Genomic DNA, 25,347 nt, shown 5'->3' on the forward strand with positions numbered 1-25,347 from the left:
TGACGCAGCCGCCATTTAAAATGGCGACTAGCTAATCTATAGGTTGAGGTTTCAGGCTGAAGGCAATATCTTTTGTGGAGAAATCATAGAACCCCATAAATTAAGAGGTAACAACAGTAAAATTAAAACTCAAATCCGCATGCCTTTAGCAACAGCAAGTCTTTTGATTTCCATTAATTTAAGTGCCGTAGCATCATTGTTTTTACCTTCCTTCTTAAGCATGTCTTCGAGTAAATTGCTAAACCCCCATCCAGCATTCGTCACTGCGTTTGGGTTGGCGCCATGATGTAAGAGGTATTCAACCTGATCGAGGTCCATTCTTGTCAAAGCAAAAATAAGCGCCGTTTTACCAGCGGTATCGGGCTTATTAACATCGGCACCTATACTGACAAGATATTCCAGCACAGGCATTGAGTTTTCTGACGTTGCGTTCATGATCAATGGACGTGCACTACTAACAGCATTTTTATCAAGACCTCCCGCAATCAATGCCTTAAGTTTGAGCGGGCCATAGCATCTGCAGCACTGCCATATTGAGGAATAATGTACAACGGATCCGCGCCTTTCTTTACCAGTTCGGTTACGATTTGAAAACTGGCATCTGTTTTTTTGTTTGTTGCGGTTAAAAGCGCGTACATCAAAAGTGTCATTCCCTTCTTGCCTGACATATTCAGGATATCGACCTTAGCTAAGGTATCCACTGCAAAAGCGTTTCCCTCTCTGATAGCAACAGCGGCTTTCAAAGCATAACCTGAGAATTATTTTCAGCTGAAACAGCCTTAGCCAGACATTTATTCACAACAAGAAGAATGAATACGAAAGCAAAGAACTTTATGCAGTACGTCCCTGTAATAATTTTTAGCACTCCCTTTCCTTCTTAAAAGGTCCTCATGCCTTTACTTTCGGCTATTTTTTTGATTTCGAGAAGTTTTTTCATTGTAGTATCATTGTCGCCTTTTTCAATTTTTTTCTGTAGCATTTCTCTAAAACCCCAGCCTGCTTTATTTTTTACGTTAGGATTTGCACCATGTTGTAACAGGAAATCAACTTCATCTAAATCATACCTCCCCAATCCCACCATCAGTGCAGTTTTGCCAGCTGAGTCAGGTTGATCTACATCAGCACCGATACCGACCAGATATTCCAGCACTTTTCTTGAATGGTGGGAAGTTGCATTAATAATTAGCGGACGATAATTGCTCACTGCATTTTTATCCAGACCGCCATCAATTAATGCCTTCAGGTAACGAGGATCGTCTGAAGTCGCCATCACCTCAGCCGCACTTCCGTAATTTGGTATATTAAATAGTGGATCTGCCCCGGACTTAACTAGTAAAGAGATGATATCAAAGCCCGTTTTTGTATCATTACTACTTGCTACGAGCAATGAATAAACCAGTATAGTCATGTCCTCACCACCTGGCTTATTTAAATTCACATTAGAAGATAAGGCTTCAACTTCTTTAATATTCCCTTCTTTAATCGCTTGGGCCAATTGCAGCTGCTCGCCGCTAAAATAAGCCTCTGGCTCAGACACTTTCATACTTGCACATCCTATATTAGACATTATAGCAAAAGGAACAAATAAAAATAACCTCATGATACTTTTGATATTTTTTATATTTTTGACCATACAAGCCTCATAATGTACTTAATGTTTCTTCATCAGCCTGTTTTTCTGCTTCTATGCACGGGATAACCTGACTCATGAAGTGCCTATTGACTGGATTTCCTACGCCACCATCCATATCGTGTTTTAATCCAAGTGCAGCAGGCAGAGCAACTATGATCATCCCTAAAGTTGAACCAATAGCAGCTCCTACAACACCTCCCAGTAATGCCCCTACACCACCTAAAGTAGCGACCAGCGCGCCTCCCCACAAGCCAGGCTCTTGAGCCGACGTTAATACCTCACCTTTAACGCGATAAGCGTTTATGTTTTCATTTTCAACGGTGCGATCTATTACGCTACCACCATATTTATTAACAGTATTTTTGTTTAATCCTGCCGCATTGAATGTCCAGCCTGGTTTTCCGCTTCCCCTAGAGCAAGCTGAAGCCATGCCTCCTCCAAGTGAATGCCCAACGCAGTCAATCTTAGCCGTGGTGTTTTCCAACTGAGACGCAATTTCCACTGACTGCTTATAGTATGGGGTGGGAAGATTTAATGCTTGCTGCGCATTGGCTGCCCAGTCAGGTCCAGACTGAGTACCCCGAAAAACCACTGAAGCAGACATATCATCTCCAAATACTTCTTTATCTGGAGCATAGACTTTAGCTTTGAATTGCGGTGCACCGGGCGCATTTAAGTCACGCGGTGACAAACCATATTTGGTTAGAGCTTCAGGATCATTACTAATGTCACTCCAGCCTTCAGGTATTTCTGGCATAGGCTTAGTGGGATCACGTGGTTCATAAACATAGTCGGCAAGTCTCGCTTTTTCCATCCCCGTATTATTCAGTTCCAGCCTTTCAGCGGCTGCCCGAACTTTTGGGTCACTGCTCTGCTTACCTTTTGCTATCAGCGCCTTGCGTCGCTCCCAGGTTTCTTTTTTGGTCAGATTACCGCCGCGCCCTCCCTTGGCCTTGCCGTTCATGGCAAAGATATCCTGTACGCGGTTGAGGGGAAAACCACCGATATAGGTATCCGGACTGTGCTCAATTGACCAGCAGTCACCCTCAACTGTACCGCTGACTACGCCCTTGTTACGCCCGGCCGCATCTCCAATCGTCGTCGGCACAAAGCTAATGTCATAGACGAATGCCGGGTGGCCATTAAAGCGTACGCTTTCCACCGTACTTTTCGAGGGTGCCAGTGTGGCAGTAACCGGATATGGCACTGGCGGCTGAATGCCGGGGGTGAAACACAAATCGGGTAGTAATCCCACCACTTTATACACACCATCTTTGCGTGCAGCGTAATTATCAGCCATGACCTGACTCCTGCGAGATGAGCCCTACCAGTGAAGGCGGCAGCGGGGTAAAACTATCGTCATTGGTATCCGTGATCTGTTGTTGTGCCTTCTGCACTATTGCCTTACGTTCCTTTGCAGTGATGAAGCGTAACTCTGTTACTGCTGCCTCAAGCAATTCAGAAAAAACTGTGCGATAAGTACAGTGCACTTTGCGCTCGGGCAAATCAATCACCAGCGTGTCCAGCTGCAAATCGTAGCTTACTCCAGCCCCCAGTTGTGTGGTGACAAAGGCAAATAAGGTTTCAACCGGTACTGAAAAACTGATTTCCTGTCCGGGCTTATCCTGTTGTGAGATAAGATTTTTTAGCGTAACCGGAATATGTGACAGCGGCTTGGGTAATGGAAACTGCATCCACGGATGAGCGCCACACCAGTAATCAAAGCGAAAATCCTGCGGCAGAAAAGGATGACGCTGCTGCTTCCACGCCTCGTCATAAGTACCGGCAAAGCCAATACGCGGTTTCCAGCCACGACCATAAAAACCAAAACCGGCAGGTAAGGTTTCATCATCAATGTTTTTGATCGGCTGGGGCAGTAATTCAAACTGTGGCGCTGCGATACGCTGTAGCTTAAGCTGTTTCTGCGCCCTGGCGGGTAGCCAGCCAACACCGACGCTGTTAGTGGCGGATGCAATCTCGTCGCCATGCTCTAAGCGGAACATTCCACCCTGCGCATGCTCGTAACGTAATTCGAGAGCCGTTATCGCTTTGGCCTCGCTTAATTGCCAGCTAGCCACCATTTTGCGCCACTCGCGTGGGCCATACACATTTAGTAAACGGGTAAAATCGCCAATACGCGCTCCGACGGTGAAATGACGCGCCGGCTTACCTTCCGGAGCGTGAGCACTACCGTTGATAATGACATCCAAACGCGGCTTATAGGGTGCCAGATCGCTCTCGAATCGAACACTGCTTCTGCCCGGCTCATCGTAATATTCATCCTGTTCAACCAATTCACCCTGATCTTCGCATAACGTAAGTTGGCCGCTGTGAATATCCAGATCGTAACTGACGCGTGTCACCAGCACACTAAATCCATGATCGTGCTGGTCTATCGACTCAAAAAGCTGTGCCGGGAAAGCACTATAGTTGACAAAATTTTCCATAGTTAGTTGATATCTATCTGCGTTCCGTCAATGTCTATCACCTTCTCACCAACCAGCTTAATTTTGTTTGCACTGATGGTAATGGTGCCGTTCTGTTCGAGCACGATCATCGATTCGCCACAAACCAGGGTAATCTTGTCTTCCGCACTAAACTCCGCCGATGTTCCTGCTGAAAGTCCAATGTCCCGCCCGGTATTAAGTGAATATTTCATGCCAACGTTGTGCATTTGCATCGCACCCACGTTAGTCATCCAGCCGGCCCCCACATTGAGTACATAAGCAGCACCAATGTTGGTATTCTGCGCCAGCCCGACATTTAACATCGAGGCTAATGCGACCGTTTCAGTTTTCGTCTGATCGACTTTCAGCGTTTGGTTGCCATTGATGGTCACTGACTGATTCTGACCAATACGCACATTTTCATTCTGATCAACCGTTTCAGTGCGGTTACTGTGCACGGTGATGGTTTCATTGCCGTCCACTGTTTCCGTACGATTTTGGTGAATGGTAATGGTTTCGTTCTGATCGACGGTTTCAGTGCGGTTCTTTTTGACCTCAGTGGTTTCGTTGCCGCCGATGGTTTTGGTGCGATTACTACCAACCGAGTGGGTTTCATCATTTTCCACCTCGGTGTCCATATTTTTCTCAGCATGCAGCCACACCTGCTCCTCGCCCGCCTTGTCCTCGAAGCGCAGCGCGTTTGCCGTGTCCGCCGTGCCGTCCTTCGAACGGCTTAAAAACCCCATCTGCGTCGCCGCCGCCGGCAGCGCCCACGGCGGCATGCTCGCCTCGTTGTACACGCGACCGATGATCAGCGGCCGGTCCGGGTCGCCGTTGATGAAGTCCACCACCACCTCGTCGTTCACCCGCGGGATCTGCACGCCGCCGAACCCCTGGCCCGCCCACGCGCTCGACACCCGCACCCAGCACGAGCTCGTGTCGTCGCCCTTCGCCAGTCGGTCCCAGTGGAACTTCACCTTCACCCGGCCGTAGCGGTCCGTCCAGATTGACTCACCCGCCGGGCCCACCACCTTCGCCGTCTGCGGACCGTGCGTCTTCGGCCACGCCGTCGCCGGCTCCGCGCGGTACGTCACCGACGACGGCAGCACCGTGAACGCGATGTTGTGCCGCGCACCGCCGCCGCCGCTCGCGTATTCGTTCTCCTCGAAGTCGTACCGCGCCGACGTCACCAGGTACTCACCGTTGTCGCTGAAGTGCGGCGCGTTCACGATGCCGAACCGGTACCCCGGCGCGATGCCCGTCGCCGTTCCCGTTCCGCTCACGCTGTGGTGCGCCACCTGCCACACCTCCTGGCGGATGCGCGTGTAAAACTCCCCGTGGCTGTGGTCGACAAAATGGCCCGGCCAGTCGTACACGTCCACCGCCCCCGGCACCGGCGACACCGGGTTCTGCCGCGCCTGCAGCATCCACGCGTTCGGCTTGCGGAAGTCGTAGTCGTCCGTGCTGTACATCCCCGGCGTCACGCTCTCGCACAGCGACCACTGGCTGATGCCCTCCTCCGTCACGCTCCCCCCCGACGCCGTCACGTGGTACGGTATCGTCTCGTAGCCCGCGAACGCCTCGTGCTGGTCCGCCCCGTCGCACAGCACCATCACGTGGCGCTCCGCCTCGTGGCGGAACCAGTAGTAAATTCCCTCCAGCTCCATCAGCCGGCTGATGAAGTCGAAGCTGCTCTCCTGGTACTGCACGCAGTACTCCCACACCCGGTAGCTGCTGCCCAGCCGCGTCTCCACGTTCACCCCGTTCTCCTGCAGCAGCGTCTGCACTATCTGCGGCACCGTCTGACCCTGGAATATCCGCAGGTTGCGGTCCCGGCGCATCGGCCACAGGTCCGGCTCCACCCGCAGCTGGTACACCGCGTAGCGCGTCCCGCTCAGCTCCTCGCTGCGCACCGCCACCCGCGTGATTTTGCCGTTGAGGTAGCGCGGCGACAGCAGGCTCTGCGTCGGCAGCGTGAACGTGACCGGCTGCCCCAGCAGCGCGTGCCGGTCGATGCGCGCGTCCGTGGCCAGCAGCTCGGCGTTCAGCTCAAACGACTGCGACAGCGCCTCGGCGCCGGTGAGTTTCCAGAACAGCAGGCCGTCCATCGGCAGCTGCGCGGTGATGCGTGAGAACATAATAAATCCCTGATGATTAACTGTGTGGATCGAGCAACCAGACGCCTTCTTCGCTGATGGTCAGCGTTTGCTCGCGCGTGCCGCCCTGGCCGCTGATGGCAAAGGTATAATTGCCTGGCGCCAGCTGCAGCGCGGCAAAACCGTTGGCGGCAGGCACCAGCGCCTGCGGTTTGCCATTCACCTGGACGCGTTCGCCCTGCTGCAGCTTGATGTAAACCTGCGCGACCGGCTCCGGCGGCGGTGCAGGCTGCGGCTCCGCTTCGCGCGGTTTTTCCGGCGTTACCGCTGCCGTTGCGGCTGGCGCTGACGACGCTGAAGGTGAAACTGCAGGATCAGCAGCTGGCGCGCTGTTTTGCACCGTCTCTGCCGGCGCCGCAGGCTCATCGCCCCCGGACATCAGCAGCCCCACGCACAATCCCACCAGCACGCCCGCGGCCACCAGCCCCGGCAGCGCAAAGCGATGGCGCAGCAGCGATTTCACCGGCGAAAGCGTTTCGGCTTCGTTCGCCTCTTCCACCGGCACCAGCATGGTGCCCGGGCCGCTGATTTTGGCGCTCAGCAGCGGTTCCGGTTCGCGCTCTGGCAGCGCCATCAGCCCGGCAAAAGCATCAATATCCTGCGGCCGATCTTCTGGTTTGAGCGCCAGCGCGCTGTCTACCGCCGTCAGCAAGGCCTGGGTGTAGCCCGGCAGGCGGCGCGCGGCCAGCGGCTGGTAGTTATCTTCGATGCTGCGCACCACGCTCACCGGCGGTGGCGCCCCGGTGATAAGCGTGTGCAGCACCGCGCCCAGCGCGTAAATATCCGTCCACGCGCCCTGTTCGCTTTCATCGTTATCGCTGTATTGCTCGATGGGCGCATAGCCCGGACGCAGCATGGTTTCGCTCTCATCCGACAGGTTACCAATGGTTTTACGCGCGGAGCCAAAATCCAGCAGCACCGGCTCGCCGCTGCTCTGAATCTGGATGTTATCCAGCGAGATATCGCGGTGCAGGTATCCGGCGTCGTGGATGGTTTTGATCGCACCCAGCAGCGGTGGCAGCAGGCGACGAATCCAGGCTTCATCCACCAGCTGCGGATTGCGCTCGCGCAGGTTCGATAAGGTGGTGCCGCTGTAAAACACCGTGCCCATATAAGCGGTGTCGTTCTGCACCCAGAAACGCAGCACGTGCAACAGATTTGGATGGTTGAAGCGGGCCAGCAGGCGCGCCTCCTGAATAAAGCTGTTCAGCCCGGCATGAAAGGTTTTGCTGAAGCGTTCGCTGCGCAGCACCAGATTCAGATCATCGCTGCGCACCGCCAGCGAAGCCGGCATAAACTCTTTGATAGCGATATCACGCTCCAGCTGATGATCCCAGGCACGATAAACAATGCCAAAGCCGCCACCACCGATCACTTCTTTAATTTCAAACTCATTGAAACGGTAACCCACCGGCAGAGCGTTGGGTACGTTGAGGGGATTATCGTGTTCCGACATTTTCGAAAACTCTCTGATCACTAACGGCTTTAGACATCGAACTGGCAAACAAACTCGCCCTGCTCACAGCGTACCTGCACGCGACGATAGCGTTCATCGCGGGCGTGGGCGCTGAGCAGCATCTGGCTCATCTGCGGCAACAGGGTATTGGTAAGGATGGCGTCGACCATGCGGCCACCGGACTCCACTTCCGTGCAGCGCTGCACGATCTGGCTGATGACCGAATCGTCAATCTGCGCGCTGATGCCGTGGTTGTCGGCGAGACGCTGAACAATCCGGCCCAGCTGCAGCCGGACGATTTCCGCCAGCATCGCGTCGCTCAGGGGGTAATACGGCACCACCAGCAGGCGACCCAGCAGCGCTGGCGGGAACACCTCCAGCAGCGGTTTGCGCAGCGCGGTGCTCAGCGCTTCCGGATCCGGCATCAGCTCCGGATCGGCACACATCGCGCTGATCAGCTGCGTACCGACGTTGGAGGTCAGAATAATGATGGTGTTACGGAAGTCGATATGGCGCCCTTCGCCATCCTCCATCCAGCCTTTATCGAACACCTGGAAGAACAGTTCGTGCACATCCGGATGCGCCTTCTCAATCTCATCCAGTAGCACCACACTGTAGGGACGACGCCGCACCGCTTCGGTCAGCACGCCGCCTTCGCCATAGCCCACGTAGCCCGGCGGTGCGCCTTTCAGGGTGGAAACGGTGTGGGCTTCCTGAAACTCACTCATGTTGATGGTGATGATGTTCTGCTCGCCGCCGTACAGCGACTCGGCCAGCGCCAGCGCGGTTTCGGTTTTGCCGACGCCGGAAGGACCGCACAGCATAAAGACGCCGACCGGTTTGTTCGGATTGTCGAGGCGCGCGCGTGAGGTGCGCACGCGTTTGGCGATCAGATCGAGACCGTGCCGCTGGCCAATCACGCGCTGGTTGAGCGTATCGGCGAGATTGAGCACCGCGTCGATTTCGTTTTTCACCATGCGCCCCAGCGGAATCCCGGTCCAGTCTGCGACCACGGCGGCCACCACGCTGGCATCCACGGCGGCAAACAGCAGCGGCGCTTCGCCCTGCACCTGCTGCAGCTGCTGTTGCGTTGCGTCCAGCTCATCGCGCAGCGCGGCTTCGCCCTCCGTCACGCAGCGCGCCCGCAGCGCAATCAGCTGATCGACCAGTTCACGCTCCTGCTGCCAGCGCTGCTGCAGCGCATCGCGCTCGGTTTCCAGCGTCGCGCGCTGCGCGGCAACCGCCTGCGAACGCGCCGCATCGCCCAGCCCGACTTTGCTTTCGCGCGCAATGATCTCCGCTTCAATCTCCAGCGCGGCCAGACGGTGCAGGCAATCTTCCAGTGCCGCAGGCTGTGCGCCCTGGCTCACCGCTACGCGTGCGCAGGCGGTATCCAGCAGCGCCACCGCTTTGTCCGGCAGCTGGCGCGCCGGAATGTAACGATGCGACAGCTTCACCGCCGCGCTGACTGCCTCATCCAGCAGCAGTACCTGATGGTGCTTCTCCAGCGCGCTGACGGTGCTACGCAGCATCAGAATCGCTTTGGCTTCATCCGGCTCCTGCACCTGCACGGTCTGGAAACGACGCGTCAGCGCCGGATCTTTCTCAATGTACTTTTTGTATTCGGCCCAGGTGGTGGCACCGATGGTGCGCAGCTGGCCGCGCGCCAGTGCCGGTTTCAGCAGGTTGGCGGCATCGCCGGTGCCCTGCTGGCCGCCGGCACCGACCAGCGTGTGGATCTCGTCAACGAACAGCACAATCGGCGTCGGGCTGGACTGCACTTCATTAATCAGCGCCTGCAGGCGCGCTTCAAATTCGCCTTTCATGCCGGCACCGGCCTGCAGCATGCCGATATCCAGCAGCCACAGCTGCACATCGCGCAGCGGAGCCGGTACGTCGCCAGCGGCAATACGCAGCGCCAGGCCTTCAACCACCGCGGTTTTGCCAACACCCGCTTCGCCGGTCAGCAGCGGGTTGTTCTGCCGGCGACGCATCAGAATATCCACCATCTGGCGGATCTCTTCATCACGGCCGGTGACCGGATCGATGCGTCCTTCGCGTGCGCGCGCGGTGAGATCCTGCGCGTACTGCGCCAGCGTGCTGGTGCTGGCTGCCGGTGCGGCACTCTCGGTGCCCGGCTGTGCCACCAGCGCCTGCTGTGCCTCTTTACTGCTGGCGAGCAGCGTGTCGAACTGCTCCAGCAGCGCATCAGCATTGATACGGCCAAACTGGCCGGAGATGCCTTTCAGCACGCTGGCGAGGTTGAAGGTTTTGAGCATGCCAATCAGCAGATGGCCGCCGCGAATGCGCGTCGCACCGTACTTCAGCGAGGCGTAGACCCAGGCGCGCTCGACGGCGCTGTCGATGTGTTCGGCGAGATCGGAAACCGCGCTCGCACCGCGCGGCAGGCGGTCGAGCGCCGCGACGATATCCCGCGTCAGCGCGTTTTCATCCAGTGAAAAATGGCTGATCACCCGCTGTAAGTCGCCATCCTGCTGCTGCATCAGCTGGTGCAGCCAGTGCACCAGTTCAACATAAGGATTACCGCGCAGTTTACAAAAGGCGGTGGCGCTTTCCAGCGAGGTAAATAACAGCGTATCCAGTTTGCCGAATAACACGGCACGGCTGATTTCTGACATATCGGGTCTCTTTAATGAAAGAAGCAGGCTGTGTAACAGGGAAAAGCGATTGGGCTAGCTTGCGGCTGCCTCAACCTCAAACATGAAATCTTCGCGATCCTGCGGCTGTGGCGCGTGTCCCAGCCAGCTGGTGTAGCCCAGCCGGGCATTGCCTCCCAGCGTGACGCTTTGCACCTCTTCCGCCGCCAGGATCAGGCTGAGGTCCCACTGCATCTCGATGCCGAGATAGTGACGCACCCAGTCGCGCACTTCGCGTGCGCCCGGCGCATCCGGCAGAAAGTGGGCATACTGCTGCGCGCTCAGCGGACCGAGCCGCAGGCGAAAACGGTGCTGCACATCGCGCACCGCCACGCCAAGGAACGCCGATTCGCCCAGCCGCGGCATCTGGCGTCCGGCTCCCAGCCGCGCCTGATCGCGCGCGTCCAGCGTCAGCCACTGCGGCACGTTCTGTGCCAGCTGCACCGGTACGCCAAAGTAGTGACGAAGAATGCGTACCAGCCCTTCAGCGTCGTGACCGTGGCGGCTAAGATGGCCGACCAGCATCAGCCGCGCATGCAGGCTGAGCGAACTGGCCTGCTGCTGCGCCGGTAAACCGATGCCGGCCAGACAGGCAAGGTAATCGACAAAGCGGCGGTTATCGGCGCGATCCAGCGAGACGGCCGGCTGCGCATCGGCCCAGGCGCGATAAAACAGCAGCGTGGCGCGATGGTGAAAGATGTCGGCAAATGCCGCCAGGCTGTGATCCTGATGGTGCACGATGCGCTCGTGCACATATTCCGTCAGATGGGTCGGCAGCGGACCGTTGGGGCCAAACAGGCCAAAGCTGTAAATCGCCACGTCATGGCGCGCGTCCTCTGCGCGCGGCTGCACGCTGGCCAGCGTTGCCGGGGCAAACGCCAGCGACGGTTTCTGACCAATGCGCAGCGCTTCGAACTTCGGCAGCGGCGCACGTCCCAGCGGATAGCGCTGGCCGCCCTGTGCATCCAGCCGGCGCAGCAGCTGAAACAGATCGTAGCGCCACGGTGCCGCCATCACTGCCTGCCAGAAATCGTCCGGCAGCCGCTGGGCGCGCTGCAGCGGAATGATCTGCGCCTCGCTCATAGCAGCGCCTTCCTGCCCATGCGCGGCGGCCAGTAGCCCACCTCGCCGCGCTGCTGGCTGTTGAGAGTGAATTCGGTAAAGCTATTCAGTGCGACCAGCCGGCTGCACACGCGTTCCAGCACGCTGCCGATCAGCCACGGGCTGGCACCGGAGAACGCCTGTTCGTCGACCTCCAGCGTGATGCTGACGCCGCGCGCAAACACCACCGGGCCCGGTTCCGGCACCCGGCGATTGACCGCGCTAAGCTGGCAGTGGCGAATACCGTCAATCTGGCGCGCCACCGCCGCTTCGGCGAGATTAGCGTACAGGCTCAGCAGCTGGCGCAGCGCGGCGGCGCCCTGGCCGTCGCTACTGTCCATCAGGCTCAGGTAGTTCATCTGCAGGTGGCTGATCAGACGCCACGCGGAGAGCCCTTCGGCCAGCGCCGGACGCGGCGGCGTCGGGCCTTTACACAACTTCAGCTGACCGACCGGGATCGAATCCGGCATGACGAAATTGCCCTGCTCCTGCTGCAACAGCATCAGCGGCAGGTCGCGGCTGGTGCAGAGCACGTCTGCCGACAGGTAGCGCATGTCGTCGCGCCACGGCGTGTGATGCTCATCCACCAGCGACAAAAACACTTCCGAGCCGATATAGCCGGTGCGCGTGCCGTAACGCTGCGCCTGCTCAGACAGCGTGCGCTGCTCGCGGCGCAGCGAGAAATAGGCACCGTAATCGCCGTCGTCGCCGCTGAAGGTGCTCCAGAACGGGCGGAATAACTGCTCTTCGCGCTTGCCCTCAACGGTGGCGAACAGCCGCTGCACCGAGTGCACTTCGTAGTCCAGCGGCCGGATGTTATCCACCACCAGATGATATTCGTGCTGGCTGTCGCTGACCTTCAGGCGCTCGGCCGTTTTGGGAAACAGGTTGATCACCGGCGTGCAGTGCAGCGCCAGATGGCTGCTGTCCACCACGCTTTCCAGCGCGCTGTCAGCCTTATCCAGCAGGATGATAATGTCGAATTCCTGCGCGTTATCGCAGCGGCGCAGAAACGGTGCCAACTGGCTCAGGCTGATGAACTGGAAGCGCGCCGGAAAGGCAAAATACTCCTGCAGCAGCCGGTAGCCGTCGAAGTTACGCAGATCGTCCGGCAGCAGCGCCTGCTCTGGCGCAAAGCCTTCCTGCTGTAACGCGTCATCCGGCAGCACCTGGCGCAGCGGTTTCTGTTCGACCGATTGCAGCACGATGCCGACGCGGTGCTGCATCAGCAGCTCCAGCAGTTTCTGCGCCTGAATGTCCGGACCGCTGAGATACAGCATTAAATCGGCGACATTCAGCTGGCTGAGCGACGAGATGCCTTCGCAGGCGATACGCACGCGCAGCGCGCTGGCGGCACCGCGACCGCTGAGCTTCAGTTCGCCCAGCGGCAGATCGCCCGGCACGCCGCCGAGTGAAACGTCGCTGATGCGCAGCGGATGCAGCGTGACATCGTGCGCCGTGGTGTAACTGCAGGTGACGCCGCTTTTTTTCAGGTGCTGGCTCTCCATCATGGTGCCGCGCGGCACGTGGAAGCCATTGCTGATGTCGCCTTTGCGGCTGTCCGGCGTGAGCTGTGCAATCGCCATCGACGGCGTAGGTGACAGATAAGACGGCGCAATCATCTCCAGCAGCCGCTGCGAAAAGCGCGGGAACTCGGCGTCCATTTTGAGCTGCACGCGCGACGTGAGGAAAGCAAAGCCCTCCATCAGCCGCTCAACGTAAGGATCGGCGACTTCGATGCCGCGCATTCCCAGCCGCCCGGCGACTTTCGGATAGCGCGCAGCGAACTCCGCGCCCAGCTCACGCAGATAGGCCAGTTCGCGGTTGTAGTAGTCGAGCAGTTTGCTGTCCATGATTAACCTGCATCCAGTAGTTCAAAATGACCGCTTTCCAGATCAACCTGGGTGCGGAACAGAAACTCCAGCGGATAAGGCACGCACCACAGGCGGCCTTTTATTTCAATCGATAACACGTTGTGCAGGCTGAGCGACTTCAGATCGCTGACGCAGCGTACCTGCAGCCCCTGCGGCAGAATGCGCGGCTCAAAGTGCAGAATGGCATCGGTCATTTTGCGCTGCATATCCTGCCATTCGATGTCGGAGATGTTCTGTCCGGCCAGCGGTGCCACGCCAAAATTCCACACCGAGCGCTGCACTTCACCAAAGGCGCTGAGATCCTGCTGGGCTTCGTTGTTGATGGTGTTAAACAGCCACTGCAGATCGCGCAGCACGTGGCGGCGCAGCGTGCTGTGGGAAATCAGCGTGGTATTGCTGGCTTCGCTCTGCTTGTCCGGCGCGTTGTCAGTCAGACGATCGAGTAACGAGGATTGCAGCTTGTCGCGCGCGGTTAGCGCATCGCGATTTTTACGCGCGCGGAAACCGCCATGCAGCTGGGCATAGCCGTCGTTATGCGAGCTGTTATCACGGCTCATCGCTGCCGCCTGCCTGGAACGTCAGCTGCTGCAGCGTCAGCAGCGGATACTCGCCGCTGTCGCTCAGCCACAGCTTCTGGCCATGGCCGGTAAACTGGCTGTCATCGTGGCCCAGCGGCTGCCATTCCGTGACGCTGGCGCGCAGATAACGCTCATCCGCCCCCGGCAGCAGCGGATAGCGCACCGGGATCTGGCAAATCTGCTCGCTGCCATCCACCAGCTGCACGCGCGTATGGCGCCAGACCAAATCGGTCACGCTGGCGGGTGCCTGAAATTCCATCTCGCGGATCGCGGCGAACGGAATCCAGTAGTAGCGGCCGTTGGCGATGGCTTCGCACACCGGCCCGAAGCGGCTGTCGCCGTCCATCAGCCACGCGAAGTCTGCCGTCTGTTCCTGCTGCTGCAGCTGGCCCGGATTGGCTTCGGCCTGCGCCAGCGCGGCGGCACGTTGCTCCGCACCCTGCGCGAAGTCACCGCGGATGTCGGCGGTCAGCGCAGCCAGCAGGGTTTCACACCACGCCCACGCGCTGCCCGGCAGTTGCGGCTGCGCCTCGCCGCGCAGTACCGCTTCACGCTGCTGCTCACCGGCAATGGCCTGCTGCAGTAAGGTGACGGTCGGCTGCGCCTGGGGCGTCAGCGCCAGCCACGATTGCAGCTGGGTTTGCGCGCGCGCCCAGTTGCCCGCCAGGCACAGCAGCTGCACAAACGCCGCGCGCAGGTCGGCATTGGCCGGGCTGGCCTGAATCTGGCGGGTGATATCGGCGAGGTTATCGGCCAGTGAGGCACTGGCCAGGCGCGATTGTAACGACTCCATGCAAGCTCCTTTTGCGTTAGTTGATGGTGCGGTAAACCGCGGCGGCGGGATCTTTCAGCTCCGGATGCAGCTGCTCTACCAGCTGGACTTTCAGCGGTGCACTGGCGCTCAGCCACGGCGACCACACTTTGCGTACTTCCTGCAGCCGTGCGCGCAGTGCGCTCTCATCGGCGGCATCGCTGGCGGGCATCTGCACCACCACCTGATCCGGTGCCTGCCAGCCATTGAACTGGCTGCTGAACGGCAGCACCAGCCAGCTGTCTGGCGACTTCTCGTTGCTCAGCACCATGCGTTCGCTGTTGACGGTAGTGATGCTCAGCTCAGCGCTCTGCTGTTTGTTATTCAGGCCGGCAATCGGGAAGCCCTGCAGGAACGTCACCACTACGCTTTTCGCCGCACCGTTGCCCATCTGCGTCAGGCTGCTGCGGCCGCTCAGCCAGCCATCCTGACCGCAGCTCAGACCCTGTTTGGACGGCACGAACAGCGCGCTGGTCTGCGCCGGATGCTGCCACCAGGTGCGGAAGTGACAGCCGTCGAGCAGGCTGAACTGCAGCCACGGCGTGGTATCGGCCTGCGGCGAGTTGAGCACCGGCGCGGCAGGGGCAACCGCAGCGGTCTCTGGCTGCTGCACGGGCGCGGGCGGCGGCGTTACCACCGTTTGCCACTGCTGCGCTTTGGCAGCGCTACCGCTGGCGATCGGGTTGCCATTATCATCGTTGAGCGCCCAGTTGAGCTGCTGCAGCGCTTTACACTGCGATGCCATCAGCCCGGCGACGCGCGGCAGAAAATCCTCCAGCGCCGCGACGTTTTTCGCGCCGTGGGTGACGATGCGCAGATCAACATTGCGCTTACACCAGCTCGCCAGCTGGTTATCTTTCACGTCATCAATCCAGACATCCAGTTTCTGTGCCGGGGACTGCACGATGCGATAGTTCTCAGCAAATGCGTGCGTGCTGAGCAGCAGCGCAGCCAGACCCAGTAATCCATGTTTCATGTTGGCGTTCTCAATCTCGAAGAGGGAAAAACTGCGCCGCTTCGGACAGCGAGTGCAGTAAGGTGGTGTCCTGCGGTGAGCCAATCCAGACGGCCAGCGCGCTGAAGTTATCCTGCTGACCGTTATCCGGCTGACCGTTGCGGATGATTTGCTGCATCAGCGTCAGCCACTCTTCCGGCGTATTGACCATGTGCAGCGACTGCTGCATCTGCTCCAGCGTCACGCCGTGCCAGAAGCCATCGGTGCACAGCAAAAAGGCGTCGCCGTCTTCTATTTCCACCACATCGCTGTAGCTGGCGTCGCGCTGCTCATCGCCCATGCCGAGGGCAAAATAGAGCAGGTTACTGTTGATACCTTCGGTCTGGTGGCCGGCATCTTTCATCTGCTGCACCAGGCTGTGGTCGGTAGTCACGTGATAGAGGTAGCCGCGGCGAAACAGATACAGCCGGCTGTCGCCCGCGTGCGCCCAGTAGGCCAGCTCGTAGTCGCGGTCGACAAACAGGCTGACCAGCGTGGTGCCCATGCGGCTGTGCTCGCTGCTGGCTTTCTGCTGCTGGCGAATCGCGTGATTCGCGTGGTTGACGTAGTTGCGAATCGACTGCGCATCCAGGTGCGCATTACCGTCGAACGCCTCCATCAGGCTGCTGCGCGCGATGCGGGCGGCCACGTCGCCGCCGGGAAATCCTGCTACGCCGTCGCACACCACGAAGCAGGCTGAGCGTTCGCCGATTACCTCACCGGTTTGATCCTGATTGCTGGCGCGGTCGCCCTGATTCGACGTGGAAGCAATGGTGATATTCATGCGTCATCCGTGTGGGTTTGTGAATCTTTGTACTGATTAACTTCCAGGTCGTAGGCATGCAGGAAAGCTTCGCCGAACAGGGTATGGAAATCGTCCTCAATCTCGCCCGCCGTCTCGCCGTAGCGCTCAACAAAATGCTCCCACAGCGCAGCTTTGCGGCTGCCCGGCAGGCCGAGGCGCGACAGCGATCCCGCCTGGCGGGCTTCCTCTTCCAGCTGATCCGGATTAAAGGATTGCAGCATCGAAGCGATGATGGCGCGGATCCCGGCGATCATGCCGAGCTGATGCGCCTGCAGATCGATCAGCGCATCACGCACCGCCTGACGCGGCGGCATGAAGCCCGGCATGCGGCTGCCAAACATCTGCATCAGCACGGTTTTGCCGGACGGCAGCAGTTTGAACGGGTTGTTGGCGTCATCGAGGATCACCGTCATATCCGCTTTGACGCCACGCTTAAGAATCGAGCGTGACGACAGCAGCGCAACGGTGCCCTGCGAGAACATGCTCAGCATCTGGCCAAACTGCAGCATCTGCTCGCGGTCGAACTGCGGCGTGGGCTGCAGATCGCGCAGCCCCATGCCTTCCAGCAGTGCATCCAGCAGTTCGCCTTTCAGCGCGTCGCCGCTGCTGTGGCTGGCAGTCGCCTGGCTGGCGGGTGCTGCGTTCTGATGGCTGGAAGCCACCGGATCGATACGCAGCCGCCCTTTCGGCGTCGGCGACGGTACACGTTGCACCGCCTGCGGCGTGGGCAGCGTAATGCCGCCGTAATCCATCTGCGGCGCGACCGTCTCCGGCTGCTCCGCCTGCGGTTCGATCAGCGGCGGCGTGGCCTGGGTTTCGGTGTCATCAAACAGTGGCGAACTGCTGAGATCCGCCAGCTCGACCGGTGCCGTCTCCGGCGAGGGTTCACTGGGCGTTTCCGGCTGGGCGACGGGCTGCGGTTGAACCGTCTGTGCAGGCGCGATCTCCGGCTGCGCCAGCGGAACCGCATTGCCCATCATCAGGCCGAGCGGATCGTCGTGGTTGCGCACGTCGCTGCTGCTCTGGCTGCCAAACAGGCTGAGCGGATCGAGCTCGGTGGCACTCTCGACCTGCGGCTGCGCGGCGGCATTCTGCTGCGCCGACAGCGTGCTGGGGGTGCGATCGTCGAAGATACTTTCCTGCGCGAATAGCGCATCGCCTTCATCGAACAGGCTGGTGTTTTTCGGCTGCTGGCCAATATCCAGCGGCGCATCGTTCACCAGCTGAGCCAGCGGATCCTCCGGGTTGCGATCGAGGCTGGCCGGCGCGGTGAGCGGATTGGCCTCCGGCAGCACCTCGGCCGCTGCTTTGCGCTTCGACAGATCATCGGAGATCGAGAACTCTTTGGCGAGACTGTCCCAGATCTCGCTGGGGATCGTGGCGGTGCTGGCATCCTTTTCCGCCGGTGGTGCATCAGCCATTACCGGCGCCTGCACCACCGGCTGCGGTGCCAGCGTGGCGGCCTGCGGCTGCTGCGCGCCGTTGAGATCGTTGACCAGCAGCTGGTAATCATCGATGCCCAGCACGTCGCCATCCTGTAATTCCACCTGACGCCCGCGCTCCAGCGGGATGTCATTGAGCAGCACGCGCGTCACGTTGCCCCGGTTGGTGAGGCGGCATTCGCCAGCGGCGGTGATATGCACAATCGCCTGCAGGCGAGAAATGGTGCGATCGTCATCCGGCAGCACCAGATTGTTGTCTACTCCGCGGCCAATGGTGCCGCCGGGCGGCATAAAGTCACAGCGGGTTTGCGGCGGCTGGTGGCCGGGTTTAGTCGTTATTATCGTAAAGCGCATAACGGGTTCCTGCGGTTAGCGGTTCGGCATCTATATTGCGCGGCTCTCCGGGAAAGACGCGGAATATAGGAAGCGGGTGATACGATGCTGCGAGCGATATCAGGTGAATGATGCTGTGCTTTAAAACGCGATGCGTTGTGTCATATTTGCCATTTAGAATTTTCGTTGGCTTAGAAATGATTGCAATTTTGTAGCAGCACCATTTATTGCGCGATGAATCGCGCCGCTACAATATGTGCGTGGCGCAGTGTCAGTACACCGGATCAAGACGATTAGCCGGGATGTAGCGACAACTGATTTATTCAATATAAACAATGAAAGCAGACATATATGATTCTGAAAACTTCATTCAGTATACTGAAGAAATCAGTGCATCCGCTTATAAATTCAAATAGTTACGGCACCTAAAAATAATAGCAGCGCACTGATTAAGTTTAGGTTATGCACTATGAGCAACCATTTTATCTTTTCAGATGGGAAATTTTGAACAAAATTATATGTTTCAGCACTCACCCGCTCATTTTTCTTATGATACATGGTCACACCTTTATAAAGCCGTGCGAAATATGAGACCTTGTTATGATGAAATAATGATGGAAAATGATTAGCAACCTGCGTGATAATATCGTTCTGCAGGTTAATACGCTGAAACTCACTCATTATAAAATCAAATTTCCGCTGATTACTCTTGAACAGGATAAATGCCCATACTTGCAAAATGCAACCCGAGCCTATCAAAGCAGCTGATATTGATAGTAATAGGTCCACAGTAGTTTTCCATAATCATGACTGCCCCAGCTTCAGGAGCTATGTCCATCACAGATGCTGCGACTGATTAACTATAATAGTGCCTCCAGATTATAAACCCCACGCCTCCGCCAATCATGAAAAAGGCAGTAACCAGATTTAAAGTATGCAGACGCAGCAACCAGTTTATTTTTTCTTTAGGCAGGGACTGAATGAAATCATAGGTTTCCTTGTTTACCCTTTCATTCCTTTTATGATAAAGCATGACACCTTTATAAAGATAAGCAAAATAAGCTATTTTAAGCGGATGAAAGGATGCGCTAAAGTAAGAGGAAATATTCGTCGTGATGTCAAGCTGAAGATTTCTCTGTCGAAATTCAGACAAAATAACTTCGAATTTCTTGATATTTCTTCTAAAAATCACATAGCCAGAAATTTGTAAAACGATCGATAAAAGAAAAGAAAATACAGATAGAAAAATTAAAGCATCAGGAAAATTCATAAAATTTTATCCATTGTAAATCCTGTCAGCCAACCACCTACCTCGCCAGCAACATATCCACCTACAGCAGCTCCAACCAGTGAGCATGTAAGATAACCTATCGGTCCAGTACCTATTCCCAAAGCAACGCAAACAAACTGACCTGAGGCTGCACCAAATGCACCACCATAAACGCTTGCCATTGTACTCGCTGCAAATTTAGCGTATTCGGTTACGGCAACTTTAGCACACTCATTTTTCCGGTCCACCGTACAAGCCTGATAGACCTCATTCGTCGTATTTAAGGCACCAAATCCTACAGCTACCAACCCCCCGGCTTTCATAAACTTAGCTGCTTTCGCTGCACCATCTACGTAGGTTGAGTAGCCACGAATTGCTCCCACTCCAGCGGTTTGCCAGTCGTGCACAATGGATGAACTGGACAAATTCAATGCATGTTTAATTTTATCGTAGGGTCTCAAATTCAGAATCAATCGCGAAACGCGATTGAGCAGCTGTTCGAGTTCGCCAAACAGACGGCGACGCTCAACAAAAAACTGCTCACCAAATAGTGTGCCTGCCGTTAGGTACTGGTTGCGATAGGCATTTTCAATGGCAGTAAGTTTATTTGCTATTTCTGAGAAGTATTTCTCGCCTGCATCACCGATCAGACCCGAAGCTTGATCCATATAATTGGTAATAGCAGCGATCGAAGCATAATGCCGGTTGAAAAAGTCAGCCTCATCAACGGATAGATGCGCCAGACTATTGTTGGTTGTCGCTTTTGCCGTTGCCAGGGCACTCATTGCCGCAGGATGATTGTTTCCTTCCGGATCAGCAACGATCAGGATTTGTCCCGGTTTAGCCCATGCGACATCAGCATTTAACTGCAAAAAGTAATTTGCCGCCGGCATGTTGCGCGTACCGTACAGCCACATCGCTTGCTCGGTGAGGCTTCCAGGGCGTTGCACTACACAAAATCCCGGTTCGATGGAAGTTTTACCTGTCATCACAATCTCCTTTTGCAGTTAAATATTTATTTAGTTAAAAGATAATCTTATTAACATCTCTTCTGTAAGTTGTATCCCGCTCAATTATATTTTCAGATAAGTATTCTGAAATATTTATAGCGGCCCCACAGGGCCGCTTAATAAAGCAATTACGCTTCTTTATTTTCTTTGATGTTCCAGCCAGCGCTGCTTTCAGCGCCTTTACCACCTGAAGAGCTCTGCTCCCAGTATTGCTGCTTCACTTTGGCAGCCTGGAACGCGTAAGTCACGCTCAGGGTATCGCCATTAGCAGCACCGGTATAATCAACTTTTGACACCAGCACATCTTCCAGTGTGATACGTGCGTATTCAATCTGTGTGCCGCCTGCTTTGCATACGGACAGCTCTACTTTGCTGATATGCTTACCGCTGGCGCAATTTTTCAGGATTGCAGTGGTGGATTTGTCAATCAGTGCATTTACGCTCAGGTCAGCAAAATTCACTTTACCTGCACCGCCACCGCCGCCAACAGACATATTACCCGGCTGGTTAGCACCCCAGTTGAAAGAGGTAATATCAGTCCAGCCGGTGTGGTTGGAGTCTTTAGACTCGCCGGTCACACCATCAACTTTTAAAAACATATCAATAGCCATAATTATCTTCTCTTGCTTGATTTACGTTCTGCTTTGATAAAGCATCGTTATGGCAAACAGGAAAGCATGGGGCTGAATAAAACAGTCCATATTTTACCTCTGCCTCGTTTTCTGAATATTGCTACATGGTTTATTCAGAGAGTGTTTTTATTGTCCCACTGGATGGAGCAATAAAAAATAGTGAATCCTTTAGTTCCTCGATATTAATATCGAAACGCGGAGCCGGCTCGCAATAAGCGTTTTGCGTCTGCACGGTAACTGCAAAGCTTTGTGAGCATTGAGACCGCCATACATGACGGCCTGATGCAGTTAATCAATTCTCATTCGATTTGAGTGAAGGCAGTTTCGATACCAGACGCAGTGACACCGTCAGGCCTTCCAGCTGGTAGTGCGGACGCAGGAAGAATTTCGCGGCGTAGTAGCCCGGGTTATCTTCCTGCTCTTCCACGCTCACCTCGGCGGCAGCCAGCGGCTTACGCGATTTGGTTTCCTGTGACGAGTTCGCCGGGTCGCCGTCGACGTAGCTCATCACCCAATCATTCAGCCAGCGCTCCATTTCATCACGCTCGCGGAATGAACCGATCTTGTCGCGCACGATACACTTGAGGTAGTGCGCGAAGCGGCAGCAGGCAAACAGATACGGCAGGCGTGCAGCCAGACGTGCGTTGGCGGTCGCATCGGCATCATGGTATTCCGCAGGCTTTTGCAGTGACTGCGCACCAATAAAGGCAGCAAAGTCGGAGTTTTTGCGGTGCACCAATGGCATGAAGCCGTTTTTCGCAAGCTCGGCTTCACGACGATCGCTGATGGCAATCTCCGTCGGGCATTTCATGTCTACGCCGCCGTCATCACTCGGGAAGGTGTGGCACGGCAGGTTTTCAACCGCACCGCCAGACTCGACGCCGCGGATGGCGGTGCACCAGCCGTACTCTTTGAACGAACGGTTGATGTTGGCTGCCATGGCGTAGGCGGCGTTGCTCCAGGTGTAGCCGTTGTGATTTGAGCCGTCGGTCTGCTCTTCAAAATCAAAGCTATCCACCGGATTGGTGCGAATGCCATACGGCAGGCGCGCCAGGAAGCGCGGCATGACCAGGCCGAGATAACGAGCATCTTCCGATTCACGCAGGCTGCGCCAGGCGGCATATTCGGTGTTCTGGAAGATTTTGGTCAGATCGCGCGGGTTCGCCAGCTCCTGCCATGATTCCATCTGCATGACGGTTGGCGCGGTACCGGTGATGAACGGGCAGTGTGCCGCCGCGCTGATACGCGCCATTTCGCCCAGCAGCTCCACGTCCTGCGGGCTGTGATCGAAATAGTAATCGCCCACCAGGCAGCCAAACGGTTCACCACCGAACTGACCGTACTCCTGCTCATAAATTTTCTTAAACAGCGGACTCTGATCCCAGCCAGCGCCTTTAAAACGCTTCAGGCTGCGTCCCAGCTCCTGCTTGGAGATGCTCATGAAACGGATTTTCAGCATCTCGTCGGTTTCGGTATTGTTCACCAGGTAGCTCAGACCGCGCCACGCGCTCTCCAGCTGCTGAAACTCTTCATGATGAATAATCTGGTTGATCTGCTGTGACAGCTTGTCGTCAATCTCAGCGATCAGCGCCTGGATGGTGCGATAGGTATCATTCGAGATGGTGACGGTGTTTTCCAGCGCCTGCTGCGCCAGCGTCTTCACAGCACTTTCGACGGCTGCACGCGCCTGATCGCTGGTTGGACGAAATTCTTTGTTCAGCAGGGCGCTGAGTTCATTCTCGCTGTAGTGCGCGGCGCCCTGTTGCTGCTGATGCGAAGACTGGGTCATGATTACTCCTCCTTACCTTCAGCGCTTTCATCCTGCTTCGGCAGATGGGTCAGCGCTTTCAACAGCGTTGGATCCTGCAGAATCTTACCGATCAGCTCTTCCGCACCGTTTTTGCCGTCCATGTAGGTCAGCAGATTCGAAAGCTGGGTACGCGCTTCCAGCAGGTTGCTCAGCGGTTCAACTTTGCGGGCAATCGCATCCGGTGAGAAATCGTCCATGCTCTCAAAGGTCAGTTCGACGTTAAGTTTGCCTTCGCCGTTGAGCGTGTTATCCACCTGAAACGCCGCACGCGGCTTCAGCGCTTTCATGCGCTCATCGAAGTTATCGATATCAATTTCCAGGAATTTACGCTCATCAAGGCTCGCCTGCGGCTCGAGTGGTTTACCGACCAGGTCCGCCATGACGCCCATCACAAACGGCAGCTGAATTTTGCGTTCCGCGCCATAAATTTCCACGTCATATTCAATCTGAACGCGAGGCGCGCGATTGCGGGCAATGAACTTCTGCCCACTGGATTTCGTTGGTGCCATGGTTTTCTCCATTAAGGGTGCGCGGGTAAAATTTCGCAGGAGGCGCGCAGGTCTCGCTGCGTTGAGTTGTTACGCTCGCTTAGTCGCGGCGTCCAAAGATATTTTCCAGCTGATGCACGCCGTCTGGCGCCAGATCGCGGATGATGTCCATAAAATCGAGTTCAATAAGCCGCTGTACGCGGTCGATCATTAGCGGTGCCGGATGGCTGGGTTCGTGCTGAGCAAAGTAGTGCTTCACCTTCTCCAGCATCAGCTGCGCATCGGCGCGCGAACTGATTTGCACGCTGCGCCAGTCAGCCGTGCGAACCGCTGCGGCGGGCGCGGCGACGCTCGGTTCCGGCGGCGGCTCTGTTACCACGGCCGGCTGCAGCGTGCTGAGGTCAGTGGCCTGACAGCGTTCGGCGATCATGGCGATCTGCCTGCGCAGCTGCGACAGCTCCGGCACCGCCGCTTCACCCAGCTGTTCGGTCAGAGTTTCGGTAATAGTTTGCAAACGCTCACTTATCTGTAGCACCGCTTCAATACCGGGCTGCTCACCGCGCGCCAGCTCATCGGTCAGGCGCGGCAGACCGCCAGGATAGTCCGCGACTTCGGTCTTGCTGCCGTCGCACAGCGCTGCGGCATCGCGCAGCGTGATGCCATCCGAGGCGTAGCGCAGCAGCCAGCTCTGGCGTACCGCGCTGCTCAGCGCTGATTTATCGCCCAGCAGCGCCACCGCGTTGATGCGGTAAAACGGATCCTGTTCGCCGTACTCTTCCAGTCGCGGCCACAGCGGCTCCCAGTACAGCAGCAGCGCCTGCTCAATCAGCTTCAGTCCCTGCGCATAGCCCGGCAGCCCTTTCAACTCGGTCCAGGCGTGAGTAAGCGCTAACATCACTCGCAGGTCTTTGCTGCGGCTGAGCAAGTCAATCGCCAGCTTTTCGACTTTATTCCAGTCGGCTGATTCAGCCGGGATAATGGTCTCACCAAATTGCTGTTCGGCTTTACCGGTACTGGCCTGCTCCATCGCCTGGTAATCCGCGTGATACTCCAGGTTGTCGCCGCAGGGGTTATCACTGCTGACCGGCGCCAGCAGCGCGTCAATATTCATCGTCATAGCGGTTGGCCTCAGGATTCAAACATCGGAGGATAAAGTCCGTTTCGTCCGGGTTTTGCCCCGCCGGCCGGGTCAAACAGCAGTGAGAACAGCTGTGCGGTGAAGTTGCCGCTGTGCACCTGGGTGTAAAGCGGGAAACCGTCGCTCTGGTTTGTCCACCAGAAGCTGGTGTAAAACTGCGGGTCGAAGCTGTCACCCGGCAGTTTCCAGTTGAGCGTTGACGGCTCGCCGTCGCCAATCACCTGTAAAATGTCCGATTGTTCGCCGTCAGTTTGCGGCTGCTGGGGCTGCGGAATACTCAGCAGCGCCTGGTCGAGCTGCTCTGGCGTACCGCCGTTTTGCACCACGCGCAGCAGCATATTGCCGACCTGCTGATACCACTCGCCCGAGCGGGCCAGCAGCGCCGGTGACCACTCGGCAGGAGTAAAATGGCGCAGCGCGCACAGCGGATAGTTGCGGCCGACGCTGTCGCGGGCGGCAATCAGGCAGCCCATCTGGATCAGCTGACTGCCGAGCATCGGCGGCACGACAAAATTCCACACCGGCGCTTTGAGAAAGGCGCGCGACGGGGCGTTTTTACTCTCTTCACTGGTTTGCCAGTGATGCAGTCCGACCTGAAACCAGTTCGACCACTGCCGGTACAGCACATCGGGGAAGCGTCGCTTCACAAAGTCACCCGAGCTGGGCAATTTGCCGTACCAGCCGGGTGCTGCGTAATGAGTCATTATCAGGT

23 protein-coding genes are annotated in these 25,347 nt (G+C 56.8%); all 23 read right to left on the minus strand.

Translation table 11 applies throughout. From position 1 onward, the window contains the following. Positions 1-129: 129 nt before the first annotated feature. The gene (locus F3I21_RS16760) at positions 130-489 is read right to left on the minus strand and encodes an ankyrin repeat domain-containing protein (protein WP_255467582.1); all 360 of its coding nucleotides are present in this window, start codon (positions 487-489) and stop codon (positions 130-132) included. Beyond that, on the minus strand, positions 486-743 hold the full coding sequence (locus tag F3I21_RS23430; RefSeq protein WP_223815707.1) for a hypothetical protein: 258 nt from the start codon (positions 741-743) through the stop codon (positions 486-488). The genes F3I21_RS16760 and F3I21_RS23430 overlap by 4 nt, the downstream gene beginning before the upstream one ends. A 134-nt stretch (positions 744-877) precedes the next feature. After that, entirely contained in the window at positions 878-1,633 is a 756-nt protein-coding gene (locus tag F3I21_RS16765; protein WP_223815708.1) for an ankyrin repeat domain-containing protein, read from the minus strand. 7 nt (positions 1,634-1,640) lie between these two features. Further along, positions 1,641-2,933, minus strand: a complete 1,293-nt coding sequence (locus F3I21_RS16770; RefSeq protein WP_021506802.1) for a PAAR-like domain-containing protein — start codon at positions 2,931-2,933, stop codon at positions 1,641-1,643. After that, positions 2,926-4,080, minus strand: a complete 1,155-nt coding sequence (locus F3I21_RS16775) for a DUF2169 domain-containing protein (protein WP_150059362.1) — start codon at positions 4,078-4,080, stop codon at positions 2,926-2,928. Before F3I21_RS16775 ends, F3I21_RS16770 begins: the two co-directional genes overlap by 8 nt. A 2-nt stretch (positions 4,081-4,082) precedes the next feature. After that, on the minus strand, positions 4,083-6,218 hold the full coding sequence (locus F3I21_RS16780; protein ID WP_058775980.1) for a type VI secretion system Vgr family protein: 2,136 nt from the start codon (positions 6,216-6,218) through the stop codon (positions 4,083-4,085). A gap of 16 nt (positions 6,219-6,234) precedes the next feature. Beyond that, a complete protein-coding gene (locus F3I21_RS16785) occupies positions 6,235-7,692 on the minus strand; it encodes a serine/threonine-protein kinase (protein WP_150059363.1) in 1,458 nt (485 codons plus the stop codon). Between the two features lie 29 nt (positions 7,693-7,721). Next, complete coding sequence (tssH, locus tag F3I21_RS16790; protein WP_058780949.1) at positions 7,722-10,331, minus strand: type VI secretion system ATPase TssH; 2,610 nt, start codon at positions 10,329-10,331, stop codon at positions 7,722-7,724. Positions 10,332-10,385: 54 nt separating this feature from the next. Beyond that, positions 10,386-11,432 (minus strand): type VI secretion system baseplate subunit TssG, encoded by a 1,047-nt coding sequence (gene tssG / locus F3I21_RS16795; protein ID WP_150059364.1) that lies wholly within the window; start codon positions 11,430-11,432, stop codon positions 10,386-10,388. Then, positions 11,429-13,303, minus strand: coding sequence for a type VI secretion system baseplate subunit TssF (tssF, locus tag F3I21_RS16800; protein WP_150059365.1), 1,875 nt, complete (start codon positions 13,301-13,303; stop codon positions 11,429-11,431). The genes tssG and tssF overlap by 4 nt, the downstream gene beginning before the upstream one ends. Positions 13,304-13,305: 2 nt before the next feature. After that, positions 13,306-13,881 carry a type VI secretion system baseplate subunit TssE gene (tssE, locus tag F3I21_RS16805; protein WP_021506795.1) on the minus strand — a complete coding sequence of 192 codons (576 nt, stop codon included), beginning with the start codon at positions 13,879-13,881 and terminating at the stop codon, positions 13,306-13,308. Continuing rightward, positions 13,871-14,695, minus strand: a complete 825-nt coding sequence (locus F3I21_RS16810) for a type VI secretion system accessory protein TagJ (RefSeq protein WP_150059366.1) — start codon at positions 14,693-14,695, stop codon at positions 13,871-13,873. The genes tssE and F3I21_RS16810 overlap by 11 nt, the downstream gene beginning before the upstream one ends. A gap of 16 nt (positions 14,696-14,711) precedes the next feature. Further along, a complete protein-coding gene (locus tag F3I21_RS16815) occupies positions 14,712-15,689 on the minus strand; it encodes a hypothetical protein (RefSeq protein WP_150059367.1) in 978 nt (325 codons plus the stop codon). A gap of 10 nt (positions 15,690-15,699) precedes the next feature. Continuing rightward, positions 15,700-16,491, minus strand: a complete 792-nt coding sequence (locus F3I21_RS16820; RefSeq protein WP_021506792.1) for a PP2C family serine/threonine-protein phosphatase — start codon at positions 16,489-16,491, stop codon at positions 15,700-15,702. Continuing rightward, positions 16,488-18,308 carry a type VI secretion system-associated FHA domain protein TagH gene (tagH, locus tag F3I21_RS16825; protein WP_150059368.1) on the minus strand — a complete coding sequence of 607 codons (1,821 nt, stop codon included), beginning with the start codon at positions 18,306-18,308 and terminating at the stop codon, positions 16,488-16,490. The genes F3I21_RS16820 and tagH overlap by 4 nt, the downstream gene beginning before the upstream one ends. Before the next feature lie 387 nt (positions 18,309-18,695). Next, positions 18,696-19,076, minus strand: coding sequence for a hypothetical protein (locus F3I21_RS16830; protein ID WP_150059369.1), 381 nt, complete (start codon positions 19,074-19,076; stop codon positions 18,696-18,698). A 67-nt stretch (positions 19,077-19,143) separates the two neighbouring features. Further along, positions 19,144-19,557 carry a hypothetical protein gene (locus F3I21_RS16835; protein WP_021506789.1) on the minus strand — a complete coding sequence of 138 codons (414 nt, stop codon included), beginning with the start codon at positions 19,555-19,557 and terminating at the stop codon, positions 19,144-19,146. Next, positions 19,554-20,546, minus strand: a complete 993-nt coding sequence (locus F3I21_RS16840) for a hypothetical protein (protein ID WP_150059370.1) — start codon at positions 20,544-20,546, stop codon at positions 19,554-19,556. The genes F3I21_RS16835 and F3I21_RS16840 overlap by 4 nt, the downstream gene beginning before the upstream one ends. Positions 20,547-20,695: 149 nt before the next feature. Beyond that, a complete protein-coding gene (locus tag F3I21_RS16845) occupies positions 20,696-21,178 on the minus strand; it encodes a type VI secretion system tube protein Hcp (RefSeq protein ID WP_021313206.1) in 483 nt (160 codons plus the stop codon). A gap of 313 nt (positions 21,179-21,491) precedes the next feature. Beyond that, entirely contained in the window at positions 21,492-22,988 is a 1,497-nt protein-coding gene (tssC, locus tag F3I21_RS16850; RefSeq protein WP_058757164.1) for a type VI secretion system contractile sheath large subunit, read from the minus strand. Between the two features lie 2 nt (positions 22,989-22,990). Then, positions 22,991-23,518, minus strand: coding sequence for a type VI secretion system contractile sheath small subunit (tssB, locus tag F3I21_RS16855; protein ID WP_021506786.1), 528 nt, complete (start codon positions 23,516-23,518; stop codon positions 22,991-22,993). 79 nt (positions 23,519-23,597) lie between these two features. Beyond that, on the minus strand, positions 23,598-24,608 hold the full coding sequence (gene tssA, locus F3I21_RS16860; RefSeq protein ID WP_058757231.1) for a type VI secretion system protein TssA: 1,011 nt from the start codon (positions 24,606-24,608) through the stop codon (positions 23,598-23,600). Positions 24,609-24,625: 17 nt separating this feature from the next. After that, positions 24,626-25,339: a type VI secretion system-associated protein TagF gene (tagF, locus tag F3I21_RS16865; RefSeq protein ID WP_021506784.1), complete on the minus strand. Its 714-nt coding sequence runs from the start codon at positions 25,337-25,339 to the stop codon at positions 24,626-24,628. Positions 25,340-25,347: the final 8 nt, after the last annotated feature.

The organism is Pantoea sp. B_9 (genome assembly GCF_008632015.1).
GTDB classification, from domain to species: domain Bacteria; phylum Pseudomonadota; class Gammaproteobacteria; order Enterobacterales; family Enterobacteriaceae; genus Pantoea; species Pantoea dispersa.